Below are 20440 nucleotides of genomic sequence, written 5' to 3' on the forward strand. Positions count from 1 at the left end.
TCAAGCGGCGTGGCCGCGCATCGACAGCTCAGTCGGCAGTCAGTTCTTGAAGTCTCAGTTCTTGAAGACTCAGTTCTTGAAGACCAGGCAGGCGCCGCCACTCTTTCGAATGGTGGCGCAGAGCTTGTTCGCTTCCGCCCGGGTCTCGCGGCCGATGCGTGCGGCGTAGCGGATCCTGAGGCCGAAGCTGGCGTTGCGCTCCCGGAGCAAGAGAGCCTTCTCGCTGCGGATCGGCGCCGGCAGGCGCTTGACCGCGCTCACGAACAGTCGCTGCGCCATCGACTTCTGAAAGTGGGCGGCAAGCTGCACGCCCCAGGGCGCCCATTCGGCTTCGTCGATCACCTCGATATCACGGAGGTTGCGGGTGCTGGCGAGCGCGACGCAGCCATCGAGGAAGGTCTTGCCCTTGTCGAGCGTCAGGTCGAGCGTCTTCGGCGGATTGTCGCGCCAGTCCTCGACACTATATGCGGTGATCGCCAGCACATAGTTGCGGGTTTCCGCCGGTAGCCAATCGACCTCAAGAAACCGCTCCAGCCCGTTTTCACCGGCGTTGTAGGCAGCAGCGGCAAAGCCGAGATTGCCGTAGCGGGATTTCAGTTCATTGAGATATTCGGCCGACTTGCCGAGCGCCTCGACGGCATCGAAGCTGTTGGAAAGGCCGCGCAGCTTCGCCGTGCCGGGCATGAACTGGGCGATGCCTTCGGCGCCCTTGGGGCTGACGGCATTCGGGCGAAACAGGCTTTCACGCCAGATCAGCCGGGCGAAGAAGGCCGCAGGCAGGTCGTTCACCGTCGCATAGTGGTCGATGACGCCGCAGACGTCGCGCGCGAAATTCTCCTTGCTGATGCAAAGCGACCTTGCGGGGTCGGCGACGGAACGCCCGGAATAGACGCATTTGGGACGAGAAGGGAGGTCATCGACCCGAGCCTTGGCCGGCAGCGCTGCGAAAATCTGGGCGCCAACGAACAGGGCGATCGCCGCTGTCACGATACGTGCCGTCACCGTCGATTTGCGGTTTCGCCTTTGGTCCACGTTACAGTGTTTCCCCGAACAGTCGTGACGCGTTCATACCATCTTCGGCGGCGTTGAAAAACTCCGCGCCACTTGGCAAGGCTAGCGCGGCGCTCCCGTCGGCAACACCAGCTGCATGAACGTCAGGTCCAGCCAGTGGCCGAACTTCGTGCCGACCTCGCGCATGCGGCCGGTCTCGGCAAAGCCGAGCTGGGCGTGAAGGTGGATCGAAGCGGCATTTTCAGATTCGATCGCCGCCACCATCACATGTTTGCCGATGCGCTCCGCCTCGGCCACGAGCGCAATCATCAGCTTGCGGCCAATGCCGCCGCCACGGCGATCCTTGTGAACGTAGACGGAGTGCTCGACGGTATGGCGGTAGCCGTCGAAGGCGCGCCAGTCGCCAAACGAGGCGTAGCCGACCACGTCGCCGTCCTCGGAAACGGCCACCAGAACCGGATAGCCCGCGTCCGCACGCGCCTTCAACCAGGCCGCTCGATTGGAGACGTCAACCAGGGTCTCATTCCAGATTGCCGTCGTGTTTGCCACCGCGTCATTGTAGATCTCGCAGATGGCTGGAAGATCGCCTTCAGTGGCCGCCCTGATCAACATGCTTGCTCCTCATGCTCGTTCACTATATGACTACGACATGAATACTAAAGTAGACGACCTTGATCAACGGCTCAGTGAGCGAATTCGTCTTGAGAGAGAGGCGCGCGGCTGGTCGCTCAGTCAGCTCTCGGAGCGAGCCGGCGTGTCCCGGGCGATGATCCACAAGATCGAGCGAGGCGACAGCAGCCCGACGGCGACTTTGCTTGCGAAGCTTTCGGCTGCGTTCGGGCTTACCATGTCGAGCCTGATTGCGCGCGCCGAAGCAAGCCAGGGAAGATTGTCGCGGCGGCAGGATCAGCCAGTCTGGCGCGACCCGCAAAGCGGATACATCAGGCGTCATGTCTCGCCGATGTCGGAACTGCCGCTCGAACTCGTCGAGGTCGAGCTTCCGGCAGGAGCCGACGTACCGATCCCGGCATCCGCCTATGCGCTTCATCGGCGATGGATATGGGTGAAGGCCGGCAACCTGACCTTTGTGGAAGGCGGCGAGACACACCTGCTCGGCGAGGGAGACTGCCTGGAACTCGGCCCGCCACAGGATTGCGTCTTCCGCAATGCCGGCAGCGGGCTCTGCACCTACGCGGTCATCCTGCTGAAGACCGGCTGACCCTATCGCTCAAGTTCGGCAATCGCGATCTGAGCCATGGTCAGGTCGCTCTCGACGCCTGCGTCGTCGCCGTCCTCGAGGAACCAGGCTGCGGAGAGCCCGGCATAGGCGAGAACCCACAGCAGGATGCGGCGCGGGTCAAGCCCGGTTTCCTCGGCGACGATGGGCAGGTGCCGCTGCAACCGCCCCGGGGCGGTGACCAGGGGCAGTTCGGGATTGCAGAAGAGGTTGGCGTAGTCGTAACCGCGATCGCCAAGGACCCGCTTCGGATCGATCGCCAGCCAGCCGCGGTCACCGAAATCGAGGATATTGGCGTGGTGCACGTCGCCGTGCAGGACGACGGATGGTTCAGGGTCGGCAAACAGCGTTTTCGCCGCCGCCAATGCGCGTGAAAAGAGACCACCCTGGGCCGGCGCTGCCGCCTCCAGCGAGGCGAACCACTTGTCGAGCGGCACAAGGTCCGTGGGTATGGGGGTCGCGCGGGGCGCATGGAGTTCGGCAACCGCACGGCAAATGATGCGCGTCGCCTCTTCGTCGCTTCCCGTCATCGCCATGTGGAACAGATTGCGCTGACTGTCGGACCGTTCCATGAGGACGGCATCACCATCCCACTCGTAGACTTTCGCGGCACCTTTACCGTCCCAATAGACCATCGGCAGGCGGCCGAATTTTTCTTCGGGATCCCGGGCGATCTTCAGCATCGCCAATTGGTTACGATAGCGGACCGGATAAAGATGGCTGGAGGGCGTAACGATAACGTCGCCGTCCGGCTGCAATGACCATTTTTCGAAATAGGATGAGAACATGAATTGAGCTTCCAGAGGGGAGATGCCCCGCCGGAGTGGCAGGGCATCTCGCCATGTGGGAGCCTCAGTCAACCTGTTCAAGGGCCGGATAGTCGGTGTAGCCCTTGGCACCGCCGCCATAGAATGTCGCCTGGTCCGGTGCGTTCAGCGGCGCGTTGCGCTTCAGCCGTTCGACCAGATCCGGATTGGCGATGAACGGCTTGCCGAAGGCGACAAGATCGGCGTCGCCGTCCCTAATCGTCTCCACGGCCAGCGCCCTGTCATAGCCGTTGTTTGTCATCCAGGCAGCCTTGCCGCCGGCGGCAAGATAGGTGGCGCGCAGCGCCTGATAGTCGAACGGCCGTTCACCCTGCTGGTGATCGCGCGGGCCGCCCGTCGCGCCCTCGATGATGTGGACGTAGGCGAGGGGATAGCGCGCGAGGTTCTTGACCACGTAGCCGAAGACCGCCTGCGGTTCAGGATCGAAAACATCGTTGGCCGGGGTGACAGGCGAAAGGCGGATACCGACGCGGCCAGCGCCGATTTCCTGCGTCACCGCATCCACGACTTCAAAGAGGAAGCGGGCGCGGTTCTCGATGGAACCGCCATAGGCATCGCTGCGATCGTTCGCGCCGGAACGCAGGAACTGATCGATGAGATAACCATTGGCCGCATGGATCTCGATACCGTCAAAGCCGGCGTCGATCGCTGCGCGCGCCGCCTTGCGATAGTCTTCGATGATGCCTGCAATCTCGGCGACGTTCAGCGCATGCGGCTCGGAGGTCTCGGTGAAGGAGCCGGTTCCGTCACCGTTGATCAGGTAGGTCTTCGACTTGGCACGGATTGCCGAAGGCGCCACCGGCTTGCCGCCACCCGGCTGCAGCGAATTGTGCGAGACGCGTCCGACGTGCCATATCTGGACGACGATCCGGCCGCCCTTGGCATGCACCGCATCGGTCACCTTGCGCCAGCCTTCGAGCGCTTCCGGCGAGTAGAGGCCGGGCACGTCGGCGTAGCCCTGGCCTTGCTGGGTGATCGCCGTTCCCTCGGTGATCAGCAGGCCGGCGCTGGCGCGCTGCTCGTAATAGGTGACGTTTAGCGTGTTCGGCACAGCCCCCGGCGAACGATTGCGGGTGAGGGGCGCCATGACGATGCGGTTCTTGAGCGCGATATCGCCAATGGTGATCGGGTCGAAAAGCGAGGCCATGGGAAGTCCTTTCATGGAGGTCTGCTTGGGAGGAGGTGCTTGTTTCAGAGATCGCCAATGCTCTTGAGGAAGGCGGCAATCGTGTCTTCGTCACGACGGTAAAAGACCCATTGTCCAACCCGGCGCGTTGTCACGAGGCCGGCGCGCTGAAGGACGGCAAGATGCGAGGAAACAGTCGACTGCGAGAGACCGCAGCGTTCGAACTGCCCGGCGCACACGCCGAGATCGAGCGGATGCTCCTGCGTCGGGAAGTGACGCTCGGGCTCTTTCAACCATGCGAGGATGTTCACCCGCACCGGGTGAGCAAGCGCCTTCAGTATCTCGTCTCGGTCCATCACATATTGCCATATCGTGTTTTATCGATAGATGTATCGCTAAATGACGATATTCAAGACCGTGGCTATCACGAAGGCAAAAAAAAGGGCCTCAAGAAAACTTGGGCCCTTGCAGTTGTGAAGGTAATCAGAACCTCCAGAGGGGAACAGCTAATGCGGTGGCGGGGAGGAGAAGCCACCAAGAATGCATCAGCTACATCTTGATATGGTAAGCGAAGTATCGGCTTTCAATAGCCGACAGTGATTTTCATCACGGCTCGCCTGTCTTCCAACAGTAGACAAAAAAAGAGGGCCACAAGATGACTTGGGCCCTTATAAGTTGTGAAGGTAATTTAAACCTCCAGAGGGGAACAGCTGCTGCGGTGGCACTGGGAGGAGAAGCCACCAAAGATGCATCAGCTGTGTTTGGTATGCTGCTTTTTTGGGCGAGCAGCAATCATTTAATATGCATGACAGCCATGTGATGTGCGCATCCCTGCACAATTTTGCAGCGCACAACAAAAATGCGCCGCACAATATCCGCGGCGCATCGAAAATTTCTCTTCAAAAACAAGATATTAAGCAAGCAATTCGGCAAATGCCCACAAATCAAGCACTTGCCGACGCGACATCAGAAGTTCCAGTTCCTGGCCTTGGCGACGATATAGTCTCGGAAGACCTTGAGCTTCGCGGCGTTCTTCATTTCGTCGGGATAGCAGAAATAGGTATCGAAGGACGGAATGTCGGCGCTGATCGGCAGTTGAATCAGGCCCGGGTCGCGCCCGACGATGTAGTCGGGCAGCATGGCAACGCCGATACCAAGCAGGCAGGCGCGCTTGATCGAGGTCTGGCTGTTGATCTGCAGATGCGAGACCCGCGGATTGTCGGAATCGCGACCGGCGATTTCCAGCCAGTTCACATCGAGCAGATAGTTCGGCGCCGGCTCGCCGAAGGTGATGATGCGGTGATTGTCGAGGTCATCGACCGACTGCGGCTCACCATACTTGTTGATGTAGGAGGGCGCCGCGTAGACGTGCATATGCACGGTGAAGAGCTTGCGCTGGATCAGGTCCGACTGCTGCGGCTGGCGCAGACGGATGGCGCAATCTGCGTGGCGCATGTTCACGTCGAGCTCCTCGTTGTCGAGAATGAGCTGGACCTGCACGTCCGGGTGCAGCGACATGAATTCCTGGATCTTGTCCGTGAGCCAGCCCTGGCCAAGGCCGACCGTGGTTGTGATGCGCAGCTTGCCGCTCGGCTTGTCGGTGGTCTCGCTCAGCTGGACCTTGACGCTTTCCAGCTTCATCAAGACTTCGTGTGCGGTGCGGTAGAGGATTTCGCCCTGTTCGGTGAGGATCAGGCCGCGCGCGTGGCGGTGAAACAACTTGATGCCGACGTCCTGCTCGAGCGAGCTGACCTGACGGCTGATCGCCGACTGCGAGAGGTGGAGCTTGTCTGCTGCATGTGTGAACGACCCAGCCTCGGCCGCCGCGTGAAAAATGCGCAGTTTGTCCCAGTCCAGCGACATGAAGTCCCCCATAAGATACCACTCCGGAAGACGGGGCTCTGTCTTCCGGGCGTGGCTGATGCATCTGTTCCCACTCGGGGAGGTGCCTTATGGCTCCGCCCCGATTCGCAGCTTCTATTCGGCTGCAATTGCGACGGGCATATGACCCGCCAGGTATTTCTCGGCTTCGAGCGCGGCCATGCAACCCATGCCGGCGGCCGTTACCGCCTGGCGATAGATGTCGTCCGTCACGTCGCCCGCGGCAAAAACGCCCGGGACGTCAGTGGCGGTCGAATCGGCGGCGGTCCAGAGGTAACCGTTCGACTTCTGGCGCAGCTTGCCCTTGAAGAGTTCGACAGCCGGCGCGTGGCCGATCGCGACGAAAACGCCGTCGGTGACCATGTCGGAGGTTTCGCCGGTCTTGGTGTTGCGCAGCTTCACGCCGTTCACCGATGCGGGCATCGGCGGCTTGGGCGGCGCGCCCAAATACTCCACAACCTCGTGATCCCAGATCACCTTGACGTTCGGCTTGGCGAACAGGCGCTCCTGCAGGATCTTTTCGGCCCGGAAGGAATCACGACGGTGAACAACCGTCACGGTCTTGGCGAGGTTGGAGAGGTAGAGAGCCTCTTCCACGGCCGAGTTGCCGCCGCCGACAACGATGACGTCCTTGTTGCGGTAGAAGAAGCCGTCGCAGGTGGCGCAGGCAGAGACACCAAAGCCCATGAAGGTCGGCTCGGTCTCGATCCCCAGCCACTTCGCCTTGGCGCCGGTGGCGATGATCAGGGCGTCGGCGGTCCAGTCGGTGCCGCTGTCGGTCTTGATACGGAAGGGACGGACCGACAGGTCGACATCCGTCACCAGATCGTTGACGATCTCGGCGCCGACGTGGGTCGCCTGCTTCAGCATCTGCTCCATCATCCAGGGGCCCTGGACCGGATCGGCATAGCCCGGGTAGTTCTCGACGTCCGTCGTGATCATCAACTGGCCGCCCTGTTCCAGGCCGGCGATCAGCACCGGCTGAAGCATGGCGCGCGCCGTGTAGATGGCAGCGGTATAACCAGCCGGGCCGGAGCCGATGATCAGCACTTTCACGTGACGGGCAGTCATAGTCTTGTCCTTCGTTCACCGGAGAGGTGAACGACCTCATCCGATTCCATTGCGTCAATGGGAAATAGTTCCATAGTTTAGGTATTCCCTACCATGACTTTCAAGGGCGTCCGCCCCGATACACACAAGTGCTTGAGCTATCAGCCCAGTTTTGCCACCAGATGACGCGTTTGTGCATCAGGTTCGGCGCCGAGGGCCGATCGGGACCACGACACCCAAGGGGCTGTCATTGCGCCCCGATCGTCGCGCGGGCGGTCCGTCGACAGCGCCATATCCGCGCATTTGCCCGTTCTACTGGGGCCGGCAACCGCATTTTCCGGCGAATAGTCGGCGCGGCTGCTTGTTGTCCAGCGGGTTTGGCGATATTTCACGCGGATTCACTTTGCTGGAGAAGCATATGGGGTTGAATGCCGGTCGTGCTTGGTTCGATCCGCGAACATGCCGCGTTCGGCAGCGAACCGCCGCCACCAGACAACCGCGTCCTTTAAGCCGCGCCGTCGCAGAACATCTCTTCGAGACGATCGCGACTGCGCCGACAGGATAGCGACAGCCACCAGATCACCCTTTGCCGACCGAGAGGTCGACCAATCACTGACCGAATCCGGTTTTTGACTTTGCCCGTTCACAAAGTCACCGCGCAAAAAGGACGAATGTTCATGACGAAACAAGTCGAGCTCGACGCTATCGATCTCAAGATCCTTCGCGAGCTCCAGCGTGACGGCCGGATGACCAATGTGGACCTGGCCCAACGCGTCGGCATTTCAGCGCCGCCGTGCCTGAGGCGTGTGCGCAAACTCGAGGAAACTGGCGTCATCAAGGGTTACCACGCGCTGTTGAACGCCCCCGCGCTCGGCTTCGACCTCGTCGCCTTCTGCATGGTCGGCCTGAAGCGCCAGTCGGAGGCCGATCTCAAGGCCTTTGCCGCTGCCACGGCCGAATGGCAGATCGTCCGCCAAGCCTGGACAGTTTCCGGCGAAAGCGACTTTCTGCTGCATTGTGTCGCCGAGAACCTGACGACTTTCCAAGATTTCGTCATTGAAGTGCTGACAGCCAACGAGCGCGTCGACACAGTGCGCACGATGCTGACCATTCGCCAGGTCAAAGATATCGGGCTCGTGCAGATCTAGGGCGCGACATGAACAAACTTCCGCTTTCCGCCTTCATCATCTGCCAGAACGAAGAGGCCTATCTCGGCAATTGCATCGAGAGCCTCGAACAATGCGCGGAAATCGTCATCGTCGATTCCGGCTCGACCGACGGCACGCCCGCGCTCGTGCAATCCTATATCGACCGGGGCTGGCCGATCCGCTTCCTGCACGAGCCCTGGCGGGGTTATGCCGGCCAGAAGCAGTTTGCACTCGACCAGTGCACGCAGCCCTGGTGCTTCAACATCGATTCCGACGAACGCCTGGACGAACCGTTGAAGGCGCTGCTGCCATCGCTGCTTGATGCGCCGCCGGAAACCGTCGGCTGGCGCGTCGCGCGCAGGCCCTATCTCATCGGCTACGGCTACACGCCCGAGCGCGTGCACGAGCGGCGGAACCTGCGGCTGATCCGTCAGGGCAGGGGACGCTACGATCTCAGCCAGAAGGTGCACGAGGGCATCGTTCCGGATGGCGCCGTCAGTGCCGCACGCAAGGGCAGCCTGCTGCACTACCGGCCGCTGATCATCGACGAGCAGATCCTCAAGGAAAACAGATACTCGACGCTGAAGGCAGACCAGCAGTTTGCGGCGGGCAAATCGGCGCGCCCCTACAAGATGCTGTTCAGCCCTCCGCTTTATTTCTACCGGCTCTATTTCCGCAACGGCCTTTGGCGCTGCGGATTCCCAGGTTTCATCGAAGCGATGACGGGGGCGGTCTATGCCTTCCTCACCGCCGCCAAGATCTATCAGCGTCACGCGCTGAAGGAGCGCCCGAACACTGACGACGCGATCGCAAAAAGGTAAGACGATGAAGGTCATGCATGTGCACTTCGGCACGGAAGGCGGGGCAGAACGTTTCTTCGTCAACCTCGTCAACGCCCTGCACGACCGTGGCGTCGAACAGCGTGTCCTCATTCGACCGAGCCGGAGCTGGCGCAAGGATCTGGAAGGTCGGGCGCGGATCTACGAAGGCGTCTTCCGCCGGATCTCGCTTTCGCGCTTCTTCCTGCGCTGGCGCATGCAACGCATCCTCAGGGAGTTCCAGCCTGACGTCATCATGGCTTGGCAGTTGCGCGCCAGCCGCTTCATGCCTGCCCACAAGGACGCCTTTCGCATCTCTCGCCTCGGCGACTATCCGGAACATCTCGGCTACTACACCAATGTCGAGACCTTGGTCTGCATCACACCTGACATCGCCGACAGGGTGCGCAAGCTCGGGTGGAAACGCGGCGTCGAGGTGATCGCCAATTTCACCCGTTCCACGCCAGTCCCAGCTGTCGCCCGCAGCGACATGCAGACGCCGGCCGATGCCTTCGTCGTCATCGGCATGGGGCGGTTCGTCAAGCGCAAGGGTTTCGACGGCATGATCCGCGCCATCAAGAACATCGACTGTGCCTATCTTTGGCTCGTCGGCGATGGCCCGGAGCGAGAGGCGCTGGAACAGTTGACCGACGAACTCGGGCTTCGCGACCGCGTCCGCTTCCCGGGTTGGCAGACCAATGCCTATGGCTATCTGGCCGCCAGCGACGTCTTTGTGATCAACTCGTCGCATGAGCCACTCGGCAATGTCTGCTTCGAGGGGTGGGGAGCGGGCAAGCCCACCGTTTCCTCCCGCGCCGAGGGCCCGTCATGGGTCATGTCGCATGAAAGCGATGCCCTGATGGTGGATTGCGGCGACGACGAGGGCCTTGCAAACGCGATCCGCAGGGTGCGCGACGATCCTGCACTTCGTGACAAGCTGGTTGCCGGCGGCTCAGAAACCCTGCGCACGCGCTTTTCCGAGCAGGTGATCACCGATACCTATCTTGAGCTCTTTGCGAAAGGCACTGCGCGCCGATGAAGGTCATGCACTTCCACTTTGGCAAGGACGGCGGGGCGGAGCGCTTCTTCGTTCATCTGGTAAATGCGCTTAGCGAACGCGGCGTCGAGCAGACCTCGATCATCCGGCCAGGACGCATCTGGCGGAAGGATATCGAAGATGCGACCCGCATCATCGAAAGCAACTTCCGCAACCTGTCGCTGGACCGGATCCTGCTGCCGATGAAGGTGAACAGCATGGCGCGCCGCGAGAAGCCGGACGCGCTTTTCGCCTGGATGCCGCGCGCAAGCCGCCTCATGCCGAACTACAAGGGCTGCATCAAGATTTCCCGCCTCGGCGACTATCCGCTGCGCCTCGACTATTTCCGCAATACCGATTGCCTCGTGTGCAACACGCCGGGCATTGCCGAACATGTGCGCAAGCTCGGCTGGAACCGCGACGTCGAGGTCATCTCAAACTTCACCGGTACCGAGCGGGTCGCCCCCGTCAGCCGGACGACACTCGATACGCCGGAAAACGCACCAGTCGTCATGTCGATGGGACGCTTCGTCCCACGCAAGGGCTTCCACACACTGATCCAGGCGCTCGCCAAGGTGCCGGACGCCTACCTCTGGCTGGTCGGCGACGGCGAAGAGCGTGAAAACCTCGAGAAGTTGGCGGCCGATCTCGGCGTCTCGAAGCGCGTCCGCTTTGCGGGTTGGCAGAAGGATACGCGTCCTTTCCTCGCCGCTTCGGACATTTTCGTCATGGCATCGAGCCATGAGCCACTCGGCAATGTCATCCTCGAAGCCTGGGCTCAAGGCACTCCGGTCGTTTCAAGTCGCTCGGAAGGCCCTCAATGGTTCATGCGCGACGGCGAAAACGGCTTGATGGTCGACATCGGCGATGCCGACGGCTTCGCCCAGGCGATCGACCGCATCGCAAGCGACGCGTCACTGGGCGAACGGCTCGCCGAACGCGGACACGAGACCCTGATGAGCCAGTTCTCGAAACAGGCAATCACCGACGCCTATCTGAAGCTGTTCGCCTCGAGGCGCTGACACGGTTCAGGATGAGGCGTTCAGTGGCCGGATCGCCTCGCGGGCTCCGGCTCCACTTCAGAAACGCATCAGACGCTCATAAACGGCGTTGATGGCACGGGCTTCGCCTTCGATCGCGAAGGAGGCACGCGCAAGGCCGAGGCCATTCGCCCCGGCGGTCGTCCGCCGCCGATCGTCGTCCATGAACCCGGCGCTGGCCTCGACCATCGCCTGAAGTTCGCCGGCCGGTATGATCGTTCCCGTTTCCTGTTCGCCGACGACGACCAGTTCCGAAAACGCACCGACATCGGTCGCCACGACAGGGACACCGGTGGCCATCGCCTCGAGCGGCGTCAGGCCGAACCCCTCCCAGCGCTGCGGCGCGATGAAGAGATCGAGTGCGCGATACCAATCGGGAATGTTGGTGTGCTCGCCGACGAAACGGATGCGGTCGGAAAGGCCGGCCTTGGCGACGCGTTCCTTCAGTTCGTTCTCGAACGCGACGTGCGGCCCGGTGGCCCGTCCCGCAACGACCGCACTCCAGCCCGGTCGGCACGGCAGAAGGGCAATCATGCTGTCGACGAAGAGATCGGTTCCCTTCTGCTTACGAACGCGTCCGAAGCAACCGACATATTTCTGCACTGGATCAAGCCCGAGCGCGACCTTGGCCGCAACAGCGTCCGCCGGCGGTTGAAAGCGCTTGGTGTCGATGCCGTGCAAGATGACGGTGTTCGGCACTTCGAGATAGGCAGCGGTCTTGCCGCTCGTGGCGATGACAGCATCCATCCTGGAAATCAGGAACTTGCTCCAGCCGGTATGGCGGCGCTGGGAAGCGGAGGTGAACACGATCTTCAGCTTCATGCGCAACAGATCGCGCAGCACAATCGCTGGCAGCATCTCGACATTGCGGCGTGCGTGCCAGACGCGGCAGGGGCGTCCTTCAGGGGCGCTCCACAGGCCCAGGAGATCGCGAAACCGGATCGAGGGCAGGGTGTCCGGAAGGCCCGGGCCGAGCACGGCAATCTTTTCGCCAAGCGCCCGCTGGATCGGGATCAGCTGAATGATGGTGGATGTCACGCCCGACAGACGGCGCTTGAAATTGGGAGCGATGACCTCGACGTTCCGGATATCGGCCACGAAAGCGCACTCCTTGCGCGAGCAACGATGGTCTTACAGAAAGGAAGGGAACGGGGCGAAGCAGAGCTTCGCCCCTTGTCACGAGGGCGATCAGCCCCAGTTGACGGCGAGGATTTCGTAAGCCTTCGAGCCGCCGGGCGCATTCACTTCGATGGAATCGCCCACTTCCTTGCCGATCAGCGCGCGCGCAATCGGCGACGAGATCGAGATGCGGCCGGCCTTCACATCGGCTTCCTGGTCGCCGACGATCTGGTAGGTCTTTTCTTCTTCGGTGTCTTCGTCGACGAGCTTGACCTTGGCGCCGAACTTGATCTTCGAACCGGACATCTTCGAGAGATCAATGACTTCCGCGCGGGCGATCAAGTCTTCGAGCTCGGTGATCCGACCTTCGTTGTGGCTCTGTGCCTCCTTGGCAGCGTGGTATTCGGCGTTTTCCGACAGGTCGCCATGTGCACGGGCTTCAGCAATCGCCTCGATGATTCGTGGACGTTCTTCCTGCTGGCGCCAGCGCAGCTCCTCCTGCAGGTTGACGAATCCACCCTGTGTCATCGGCACTTTTTCGACCATTTTTTTGTCCTTCATCAAGCACGAGGCGCCGCCCTTAGGGCGGCGCCAACGCAAAAGAAAACGGTCTCCGGCGCGCGAACACCGGAACCGTCCGAAACTTCGAACAGCCTTTATAGCAGAAACGGAAGCGCGAAAGCCAGATCTTTCGCCATCGTCCACCGGACGCTGTCGGGCCACTGCAACTTGCGGAAGAAAGCAACAATTGGCAGCTTCCGGAGAAAGCGCTTTACCTCAACTGCGGTTGAGGTCGTAACAGTGATGTTCCCAGGAACGATCAGGACGGGAACGTTAGCGCATGGATCTGGTTGAGGTCGATATCAAGGTGGACAACCGCGTGGCAGAACCGCAGGAAAATGGCCGTTGGTCCGAACTGCTCGGGCCGGACTATATTGCGGCAACGGTCACGCTCTGTCTTGGGGTGGCATTGTTTGCGTTCAACGAATTCTTCATTTCGACCGCCCTGCCGAGCGCCGTCGAAGAGTTCGGTGGCGCGACCTTGCTGTCCTGGGCCGTCACGCTTTATCTCGTCTTTGCCATCCTCGGTGGCGCCGCGGCCGCTAACCTCAAGGCACGATTCGGGGCGCGCCGCACACTGATCGTCGCGGCCATCATATTTGTCACCGGCACGATCATAGCGACTACCGCAAACAGCATGCCGCAGGTCCTTTTCGGCAGGCCCTTTCAAGGGTTTGGCGAGGGCATCATCGCCGCCATTTGCTACGCGCTGATCCCGGAGCTCTTCCCGCAGCGGCTGGTACCGAAAATCTTCGGCGCCGAAGCCATCGTCTGGGCAATGGCTGCTTTCGGTGGACCTCTCATCTCAGGCTTCGTCACCGAGTACTGGTCCTGGCGCGCGGCTTTTGCCGTCAATATTCCGGCGGCAGCGATCTTCATCGCGCTCGTCGTCATTATTGTGCCGGCGCAAAAATCATCGACCGAAGCCCGCCGTCCAATCCCGTTGTTGCGTCTCCTTGTCGTCGGCGCCGGCATTCTCCTGATCTCGGTTTCGAGCAAAGCCAGCAGCGCGCCGCTGATGGCGGCGGTACTGGCGACGGCGCTGACCATCCTCTGGGCGGCCGTCCAGACCGATCGGCGTGCCGAACACTCGATCCTGCCATCAGGAGCCTTCGCCATCAGGAAACCGCTCGGCACCGGCCTCTGGGTCGTTCTGCTCATGCCATTGGCCCAGGCATCGGGCTCGGTCTACCTCATCTATGGCCTGCAATATGTGTGGGACTTCGGTCCGACAGCGGCGGGATTTTCCGGTGCGCTGATGGCGATGTCATGGAGCGTGACCGCCATTCTCGTTGCGAGCCTGCGCTCACACGAGCTGCGTGTGAAACTGGTACCAACGGGGCCGGCACTTCTCAGCCTCGGGCTTGCCGGCCTGGCAATCGCAGTCGCGGCCGACGATTTCCGGTTGGTGTTCCCAAGCCAGGTCGCTGTCGGCGCCGGGTTCGGCATCTCGTGGGGAACGCTCAGCCAGTTGATGATGGACGTTTCGCCGCGCCGCGAGCGCGACAAGACCTCGGCACTACTGCCGACACTGCAATCGGCCGGCTACGCCATCGGCGCGGCAATCTGTGGGCTGACTGCCAATCTGCGCGGCTTTGACGAGAAGGCGAGCGTCGCCACGCTGCACACGGCCTTGCTCAGCGTCTTCGTCGTCGCATTCCTGATCTCGACGGCTGCGCTGTTTTTTGGCCTCAGAACCGTGGGACTTGCGGCAAAATCATCGCGGCGCGGGCAAGAAACCAGGTGAATCGCCCGCGAGCGCCTGGAGATGAAACGACGTCGCCGCTAGGCGGCAGCCTGCAGCAGCGCTCCAACGTGACGACGCGCGAGCAGGGCGCGCTGTTCGCCGCCGCGCCCTGCGGACGGCGAGATCGTTGCCAGGAGCCGACGATCCCAAGAAAAGACCTGAACCTTCAAGGATCCGTAGTCTGCGTCACGGCCGATCTTGTCGGCGATGCGTTGCCCATAATAGAGGGCTGAACCCTCGTCGAAATGATGGATGCCGTCTTCGTCGACGAAGTGCTCGTCGCCCCAATGCAAGTCAAAGAAATAGAGTTGCACGATCTTGCCCCGTATCGCGCCTTGTCGGAGGCCCCTCCGATCCCGAAGCGCGCAGGCACATAAGAGCATGGCGCAGAAGAATGCAGGCTGAACTGTGCATTCATCCAGCATTCAGCTGGAAGAACCGGACAAAGACCTTGAATTAAAGCAGCGTTGTCGGACGATCGTTTCGCGGGCATGGAAGCGGCGCGCGGTTTGTCGCGCGCCGCATCGAACATCAGGCCTTGAAGTAGCTCTGCAGCGGGCGCACTTCGAGGCTGCCGGCCTTCAGCGCCTTGATCGCGTGCGCTGCCGCTTCGGCGCCGGCCATCGTGGTGTAGTAGGGCACCTTCTGCATCAGCGTGGCGCGACGCAGCGACTTGGAGTCCGAGATCGCCTTGTTGCCGTCGGTCGTGTTGATGACGAGCTGGACCTGGCGGTTGCGGATCGCGTCCTCGACGTGCGGGCGGCCTTCCTGCACCTTGTTCACCTTGGTGGCGGCGATGCCGTTTTCACCAAGGAAGCGTGCGGTGCCGCCGGTTGCCATCACTTTGAAGCCGATATCGACGAGGATGCGAATTGCCGGAAGCACGCGCGTCTTGTCCTCGTCACGCACCGAGACGAACACCGTTCCATCGCGCGGCAGATCGACGCCGGCGCCGAGCTGCGACTTGGCGAAGGCGAGCGCGTAGTCGGTGTCGAGCCCGATGACTTCGCCGGTCGAGCGCATTTCCGGGCCGAGCAGCGTGTCGACGCCGGGGAACCGAGCGAACGGGAAGACCGCTTCCTTGACGGCGATGTGCTTGAGGTTGCGCGGATCCGGCTTTTCGCCATAGGCGGCGATTGCGACATCCAGCGCCTCGCCGGCCATGACGCGGGCAGCGATCTTGGCGATCGGCGCGCCGATGGTCTTGGCGACGAAGGGCACGGTGCGCGATGCGCGCGGATTGACTTCAAGCACGTAGATCGTGCCGTCCTTGATGGCGAACTGCACGTTCATCAGCCCGCCAACATTGAGCGCCTTGGCAAGCGCTGCCGTCTGGCGCTCCAGTTCGTAGACCATGGCGGTGTCGAGCGTGTGCACGGGCAGCGAGCAGGCGCTGTCGCCCGAGTGGATTCCGGCTTCCTCGATGTGCTCCATGATGCCCGAGACGAAGACGTCCTTGCCGTCGCACAGGCAGTCGACGTCGACTTCCGTTGCGTTCGTCAGATAGCTGTCGAACAGCAGCGGGTTCTTGCCGAGCAGCGTATTGATCTGGCCAGTCTTGTCGTTCGGGTAGCGCTGCTTGATGTCTTCCGGGACGAGGCCCGGAACCGTGTCGAGCAGATAGCTTTGCAGCATGCTTTCCGAATGGATGATCTGCATGGCACGGCCGCCGAGAACGTAGGACGGGCGCACAACCAGCGGGAAGCCGATTTCGGCCGCGACGAGGCGGGCCTGCTCGACCGAGTAGGCGATGCCGTTGTTCGGCTGGTTGAGGTCGAGCTTCATCAGAAGCTTCTGGAAGCGGTCGCGGTCTTCGGCAAGGTCGATCGCGTCGGGTGCCGTGCCGAGGATCGGGATGCCGTTCTTTTCCAGCGCTTCGGCAAGCTTCAGCGGCGTCTGGCCGCCGAACTGCACGATGACGCCGACAAGCTCGCCCTTTTCCTGCTCGGCGCGCATGATCTCGATCACGTCTTCTGCCGTCAGCGGCTCGAAGTAGAGGCGATCGGACGTGTCGTAGTCCGTCGAAACCGTCTCCGGGTTGCAGTTGATCATGATCGCTTCATAGCCCGCATCCTTCAGCGCAAAGGCGGCGTGGCAGCAGCAATAGTCGAACTCGATGCCCTGGCCGATGCGGTTCGGGCCGCCACCGAGGATGACAACCTTCTTGCGGTCGGAGACTTCGGCTTCGGAACGGGCAGCCCCGACGAAGGGGGTCTCGTAGGTCGAGTACATGTAGGCGGTCGGCGAGGCGAATTCGGCAGCACAGGTGTCGATGCGCTTGTAGACCGGGCGGACGTTGAGCGCATTGCGCAGTTCGGCCACTTCCTTCGGGCGCTTGCCGCCGAGTGTTGCCAGGCGCGCGTCGGAGAAGCCCATGGCCTTCAGCATGCGCAGGTTCTCGGCATCCTGGGGCAAGCCGTGTTCGCGGATGCGCGCTTCCATGTCGACGATCGCCTTGAACTGGGCGATGAACCACGGATCGATCTTGCTCGCCTCGTGGACTTCCGCTTCGCTCATGCCGTAGCGCAGCGCCTGGGCGACCATGCGCAGACGGTCCGGCGTCGGCGTGCCGATCGCGGCACGGATGGCGTTGCGGCCATCGCCGTTCTCGTCCATGTCCGGAATTTCGATTTCGTCGAGACCGGTGAGGCCGGTCTCGAGGCCACGCAGCGCCTTCTGCAGCGATTCGGCAAAGGTGCGGCCGATCGCCATGACTTCGCCGACCGACTTCATCGCGGTGGTCAGGACCGGCGAGGCACCCGGGAACTTTTCAAAGGCAAAGCGCGGGATCTTGGTGACGACGTAGTCGATCGACGGTTCGAACGAAGCCGGGGTCGCGCCGCCGGTGATGTCGTTGTCGAGCTCGTCGAGCGTGTAGCCGATCGCAAGCTTTGCCGCGATCTTGGCGATCGGGAAACCGGTTGCCTTCGACGCCAGAGCCGAGGAGCGCGACACGCGCGGGTTCATTTCGATGACGACCAGGCGGCCGTTCTCCGGGTTGACGGCGAACTGCACGTTCGAGCCGCCGGTCTCGACGCCGATCTCGCGCAGCACCGCGATCGAGGCGTTGCGCATGATCTGGTATTCTTTGTCCGTCAGCGTCAGCGCCGGAGCGACCGTGATCGAATCACCGGTATGCACGCCCATCGGGTCGATGTTTTCAATCGAGCAGATGATGATGCAGTTGTCCGCCGTGTCGCGGACCACTTCCATCTCGTATTCCTTCCAGCCGAGAACCGATTCTTCGATCAGCACTTCGGTGGTCGGGGAGGCATCGAGGCCGCTGCCGACGATGTCGAAGAATTCGGTGCGGTTATAGGCGATGCCGCCGCCGGTACCGCCAAGCGTGAAGGACGGGCGGATGATCGCGGGCAGGCCAACATCGTCGAGTGCCTGCGCGGCAATTGCCATCGCATGGTTCATGTAACGCTGCTTGCGGTCGCCTTCGCCGAGGTTCCAGCGGTTTTCGAGATCGTCGAGCGCCTTGTCGAGGTCCGGGCCGGAGAGGCGACCCTTCAGCTCGGCGCGCTCGGCTTCGTGCACCTTGCGGTCATGGTCCTTGATGTCGGTGGCGTTGGCGAGCCGCGACTTCGGCGTCTCAAGGCCGATCTTGGCCATCGCCTCGCGGAAGAGCGCGCGGTCCTCGGCCTTGTCGATCGCGTCGGGCTTGGCGCCGATCATCTCGACATTGTAGCGGTCGAGAACGCCCATGCGGCGCAGCGACAGCGCGGTGTTGAGCGCGGTCTGGCCGCCCATGGTCGGCAGCAGCGCGTCCGGGCGCTCCTTGGCGATGATCTTGGCGACGACCTCAGGGGTGATCGGCTCGACATAGGTTGCGTCCGCCAGGCCCGGATCGGTCATGATCGTTGCCGGGTTGGAGTTGACGAGGATGACCCGGTAGCCTTCCTCCTTCAGCGCCTTGCAGGCCTGGGTACCGGAATAGTCGAATTCGCATGCCTGACCGATGACGATCGGCCCCGCGCCGATGATAAGAATGGACTTGATATCTTGGCGCTTCGGCATGGTCGATCATCCGTTTCTAGCTGCGCGAAAAACCGGCCAAGGTGGGAGGTCACCGGCCGGGCACGCATTGAGGGTCTTTTCAGGCTAGAAGCGGCTTATAGGCAAATGTTTCTGCAAGCGAAACCCCGAAAATTCCGGAATCGACAGGAAAGCCGACATATTTCCGCCTGCGCTTTCGCCGTGCGTCGGGTGGATACGCGAGAGCCCCAGAACCTGCTGCCACACCCCGCCCGGCACCGCGATAACCTTGGCCAGGCGGGCGACTGGCGCACTGGTGGTAACGTTGGCGGCTTCCGGAAGACGGCCGTCAACCCCAGCGCTGTCGCACGGCTGCGGCATAGGTGCGGCTAACAGGCACTTCGCCTCCATCATTGAGCAGGATGGCGATGCGGCCGTTTTCACGCAGAATCCGGGCGACATGCGCATCCGCGACCCAGTGGGAACGATGCACCTGCAACCCCGGCACCGGGCCGAGTTCGCCGAGCGCATCGGCGAAGCGAAGCAGGATGAGTTCGCGCCCGGCGCTGGTCGTCACCTCGGTGTAATGATCGCTGACCGTCAGGCGCAGCGGCTGGCCACGATTGGCGGGCTTCAGGCGCAACAGCAAGGGCACGCGGCCCTTCTCGGTTTCCGGAACCGCATCGGCAGGCGTCTGATCCCCTCCGAGGGGCGAGGCAACGATACTCGCATCCGTGAGCTGTTGCGCGGCTTGGGCATTCGTCGTCATCCAGGTCAGGACGCAGAACAACTGTGACAGGAAGAAGCCGGTGATTATGTCAGCCAAGATGTCCCCGGTCGTCGGCGTCACCGAAAACGTCGCCGCGCCCATGGCGCTGGTCACGAGGCCGATCGGTACGCCGGCAACGCCCGCCCCAAGCATCATGCGAGCAAAACCGGATGCGATCCGTTCGCGCAGCAGACCGTTGGCGAGAACGGCCGACGTAATCGCAATCGCCCATGTGGCGGCATGCAGCACGAGCCAGAAGCCCAGGCGTGGAACGGCTGCGAGACGCTCGAGTGTCCCATAGGGTCCGACGACCCAGAAGACCAGCACCACGGTCGCGAACGTCGCCCACAGCCGCGGCGCCTTGACGACAAGGTGCAGTTCACGAAGCGTGGATTGCAGGCAGGGGCGTTTCACGAAGTTTTCCGTCCGTTCCCGTCAAAGCATTTGAGGACCGGCCGCAGACTGCCGCAAGTTCGGGGAAAATCAACAGCATGGACATGACCATGACGCCTGCTCCCCTCCTAAACGCATCCTTCGCAGTACAACTGCATGTCGCGACCGTCCTTCCCGCAGCCATTCTTGGCGCATTTCTGCTCGCCCGCCCAAAGGGCACGAGCCTGCATCGGCTGCTCGGCAAGATCTGGCTGGCACTCATGGTCGTCACCGCATCCTCGACCTTCTTCATCCATTCGATCAATCTCGTCGGCGGCTTCAGTCCCATTCACCTGCTATCGGCCTATGTGCTCTTTGGAAGTTGGCAAGCCTTCGCGGCAGCCCGCCGCCGCGACACCGCCGCTCATCGCGGCCACGTGGCCGGCATGTATCTTGGCGGCATCGTCGTTGCCGGCCTCTTCACTCTGCTGCCGGGGCGGCTGATGCATACGAGCCTGTTTTCCGAAGTGTCGCTCTGGCAGGCAGCCGTGACGGTGACTTTGCTGGCCGTGCTGCTGATTGCCGCGACCATCCTGTCGGTCCGGCAGGGCCGTCTTTTCGGCCGCAGCAAGTCCTCGAAAAGATTGGCATGATCGCAACTTTGCGGGCCTGATTGCGTTTTACAACTGCATTCGGCCGGGCATATAAATGATCTGA

At 61.9% G+C, this 20440-nt stretch carries 19 protein-coding genes; 7 read left to right on the forward strand and 12 right to left on the reverse strand.

The window, feature by feature from the left end; translation table 11 throughout:
• Nucleotides 1–69: 69 nt before the first annotated feature.
• Together MKZ91_RS17675 and MKZ91_RS17680 are read right to left on the reverse strand one after the other, a co-directional pair.
• Complete coding sequence (locus MKZ91_RS17675; protein ID WP_442892309.1) at nt 70–975, reverse strand: lytic transglycosylase domain-containing protein; 906 nt, start codon at nt 973–975, stop codon at nt 70–72.
• Nucleotides 976–1113: 138 nt separating this feature from the next.
• Nucleotides 1114–1623: a GNAT family N-acetyltransferase gene (locus MKZ91_RS17680; protein ID WP_336172371.1), complete on the reverse strand. Its 510-nt coding sequence runs from the start codon at nt 1621–1623 to the stop codon at nt 1114–1116.
• Nucleotides 1624–1660: 37 nt separating this feature from the next.
• Between MKZ91_RS17680 and MKZ91_RS17685 the strand changes: the two genes are divergently transcribed.
• Nucleotides 1661–2230: a helix-turn-helix domain-containing protein gene (locus tag MKZ91_RS17685; RefSeq protein WP_336172372.1), complete on the forward strand. Its 570-nt coding sequence runs from the start codon at nt 1661–1663 to the stop codon at nt 2228–2230.
• Nucleotides 2231–2232: 2 nt separating this feature from the next.
• Here the strand turns inward: MKZ91_RS17685 and MKZ91_RS17690 are convergent, their stop codons facing one another.
• The 5 genes from MKZ91_RS17690 to trxB all read right to left on the reverse strand — a co-directional run bounded on the left by MKZ91_RS17690 (nt 2233) and on the right by trxB (nt 7153).
• Nucleotides 2233–3036, reverse strand: a complete 804-nt coding sequence (locus tag MKZ91_RS17690; RefSeq protein ID WP_336172373.1) for an aminoglycoside phosphotransferase family protein — start codon at nt 3034–3036, stop codon at nt 2233–2235.
• 64 nt (nt 3037–3100) lie between these two features.
• Entirely contained in the window at nt 3101–4222 is a 1122-nt protein-coding gene (locus MKZ91_RS17695; RefSeq protein ID WP_336172403.1) for an alkene reductase, read from the reverse strand.
• Nucleotides 4223–4266: 44 nt separating this feature from the next.
• On the reverse strand, nt 4267–4557 hold the full coding sequence (locus MKZ91_RS17700; RefSeq protein WP_336172374.1) for an ArsR/SmtB family transcription factor: 291 nt from the start codon (nt 4555–4557) through the stop codon (nt 4267–4269).
• Nucleotides 4558–5167: 610 nt separating this feature from the next.
• A complete protein-coding gene (locus MKZ91_RS17705) occupies nt 5168–6064 on the reverse strand; it encodes a LysR family transcriptional regulator VtlR (protein WP_336172375.1) in 897 nt (298 codons plus the stop codon).
• A gap of 114 nt (nt 6065–6178) precedes the next feature.
• Nucleotides 6179–7153 carry a thioredoxin-disulfide reductase gene (gene trxB, locus MKZ91_RS17710; RefSeq protein WP_336172376.1) on the reverse strand — a complete coding sequence of 325 codons (975 nt, stop codon included), beginning with the start codon at nt 7151–7153 and terminating at the stop codon, nt 6179–6181.
• A gap of 656 nt (nt 7154–7809) precedes the next feature.
• On the opposite strand from trxB, the gene MKZ91_RS17715 reads away from it, so the two are divergent.
• From MKZ91_RS17715 to MKZ91_RS17730, 4 genes are read left to right on the forward strand one after another with little or no spacing between them, the layout of a single operon-like run.
• Nucleotides 7810–8280 (forward strand): Lrp/AsnC family transcriptional regulator, encoded by a 471-nt coding sequence (locus MKZ91_RS17715; protein WP_043614306.1) that lies wholly within the window; start codon nt 7810–7812, stop codon nt 8278–8280.
• A gap of 8 nt (nt 8281–8288) precedes the next feature.
• Nucleotides 8289–9101: a glycosyltransferase family 2 protein gene (locus MKZ91_RS17720; protein ID WP_336172377.1), complete on the forward strand. Its 813-nt coding sequence runs from the start codon at nt 8289–8291 to the stop codon at nt 9099–9101.
• A 4-nt stretch (nt 9102–9105) separates the two neighbouring features.
• Complete coding sequence (locus MKZ91_RS17725; protein ID WP_336172378.1) at nt 9106–10137, forward strand: glycosyltransferase; 1032 nt, start codon at nt 9106–9108, stop codon at nt 10135–10137.
• Nucleotides 10134–11156, forward strand: coding sequence for a glycosyltransferase (locus MKZ91_RS17730; RefSeq protein ID WP_336172379.1), 1023 nt, complete (start codon nt 10134–10136; stop codon nt 11154–11156). Before MKZ91_RS17725 ends, MKZ91_RS17730 begins: the two co-directional genes overlap by 4 nt.
• 57 nt (nt 11157–11213) lie before the next feature.
• Here MKZ91_RS17730 and MKZ91_RS17735 read toward each other — a convergent pair whose 3' ends face one another.
• Both MKZ91_RS17735 and greA read right to left on the reverse strand, forming a co-directional pair.
• Nucleotides 11214–12272, reverse strand: a complete 1059-nt coding sequence (locus tag MKZ91_RS17735; RefSeq protein ID WP_336172380.1) for a glycosyltransferase family 4 protein — start codon at nt 12270–12272, stop codon at nt 11214–11216.
• Nucleotides 12273–12362: 90 nt separating this feature from the next.
• Nucleotides 12363–12839, reverse strand: coding sequence for a transcription elongation factor GreA (gene greA / locus MKZ91_RS17740; protein ID WP_034791305.1), 477 nt, complete (start codon nt 12837–12839; stop codon nt 12363–12365).
• Between the two features lie 295 nt (nt 12840–13134).
• Between greA and MKZ91_RS17745 the strand changes: the two genes are divergently transcribed.
• Nucleotides 13135–14601, forward strand: coding sequence for an MFS transporter (locus MKZ91_RS17745; protein WP_336172381.1), 1467 nt, complete (start codon nt 13135–13137; stop codon nt 14599–14601).
• A 38-nt stretch (nt 14602–14639) separates the two neighbouring features.
• Here the strand turns inward: MKZ91_RS17745 and MKZ91_RS17750 are convergent, their stop codons facing one another.
• From MKZ91_RS17750 to MKZ91_RS17760, 3 genes are all read right to left on the reverse strand, one after another.
• Nucleotides 14640–14915, reverse strand: a complete 276-nt coding sequence (locus tag MKZ91_RS17750) for a hypothetical protein (protein ID WP_336172382.1) — start codon at nt 14913–14915, stop codon at nt 14640–14642.
• Nucleotides 14916–15132: 217 nt separating this feature from the next.
• Entirely contained in the window at nt 15133–18624 is a 3492-nt protein-coding gene (carB, locus tag MKZ91_RS17755; protein ID WP_336172383.1) for a carbamoyl-phosphate synthase large subunit, read from the reverse strand.
• A 307-nt stretch (nt 18625–18931) separates the two neighbouring features.
• Entirely contained in the window at nt 18932–19765 is an 834-nt protein-coding gene (locus MKZ91_RS17760; protein ID WP_336172384.1) for a LytTR family DNA-binding domain-containing protein, read from the reverse strand.
• 89 nt (nt 19766–19854) lie between these two features.
• Between MKZ91_RS17760 and MKZ91_RS17765 the strand changes: the two genes are divergently transcribed.
• Complete coding sequence (locus tag MKZ91_RS17765) at nt 19855–20376, forward strand: DUF2306 domain-containing protein (protein WP_336172404.1); 522 nt, start codon at nt 19855–19857, stop codon at nt 20374–20376.
• Nucleotides 20377–20440: the final 64 nt, after the last annotated feature.

It is taken from the genome of Ensifer sp. MJa1, assembly GCF_037026475.1.
GTDB lineage: Bacteria > Pseudomonadota > Alphaproteobacteria > Rhizobiales > Rhizobiaceae > Ensifer.

Bases quoted from the DNA above. Each gene is read 5' to 3' on its own strand.
- MKZ91_RS17680 (WP_336172371.1), bottom strand. From the start codon at position 1,623: ATGTTGATCAGGGCGGCCACTGAAGGCGATCTTCCAGCCATCTGCGAG.
- MKZ91_RS17685 (WP_336172372.1), top strand. From the start codon at position 1,661: ATGAATACTAAAGTAGACGACCTTGATCAACGGCTCAGTGAGCGAATT.
- MKZ91_RS17690 (WP_336172373.1), bottom strand. From the start codon at position 3,036: ATGTTCTCATCCTATTTCGAAAAATGGTCATTGCAGCCGGACGGCGAC.
- MKZ91_RS17695 (WP_336172403.1), bottom strand. From the start codon at position 4,222: ATGGCCTCGCTTTTCGACCCGATCACCATTGGCGATATCGCGCTCAAG.
- MKZ91_RS17700 (WP_336172374.1), bottom strand. From the start codon at position 4,557: ATGGACCGAGACGAGATACTGAAGGCGCTTGCTCACCCGGTGCGGGTG.
- MKZ91_RS17705 (WP_336172375.1), bottom strand. From the start codon at position 6,064: ATGTCGCTGGACTGGGACAAACTGCGCATTTTTCACGCGGCGGCCGAG.
- trxB (WP_336172376.1), bottom strand. From the start codon at position 7,153: ATGACTGCCCGTCACGTGAAAGTGCTGATCATCGGCTCCGGCCCGGCT.
- MKZ91_RS17715 (WP_043614306.1), top strand. From the start codon at position 7,810: ATGACGAAACAAGTCGAGCTCGACGCTATCGATCTCAAGATCCTTCGC.
- MKZ91_RS17720 (WP_336172377.1), top strand. From the start codon at position 8,289: ATGAACAAACTTCCGCTTTCCGCCTTCATCATCTGCCAGAACGAAGAG.
- MKZ91_RS17725 (WP_336172378.1), top strand. From the start codon at position 9,106: ATGAAGGTCATGCATGTGCACTTCGGCACGGAAGGCGGGGCAGAACGT.
- MKZ91_RS17730 (WP_336172379.1), top strand. From the start codon at position 10,134: ATGAAGGTCATGCACTTCCACTTTGGCAAGGACGGCGGGGCGGAGCGC.
- greA (WP_034791305.1), bottom strand. From the start codon at position 12,839: ATGGTCGAAAAAGTGCCGATGACACAGGGTGGATTCGTCAACCTGCAG.
- MKZ91_RS17745 (WP_336172381.1), top strand. From the start codon at position 13,135: ATGGATCTGGTTGAGGTCGATATCAAGGTGGACAACCGCGTGGCAGAA.
- carB (WP_336172383.1), bottom strand. From the start codon at position 18,624: ATGCCGAAGCGCCAAGATATCAAGTCCATTCTTATCATCGGCGCGGGG.
- MKZ91_RS17765 (WP_336172404.1), top strand. From the start codon at position 19,855: ATGACGCCTGCTCCCCTCCTAAACGCATCCTTCGCAGTACAACTGCAT.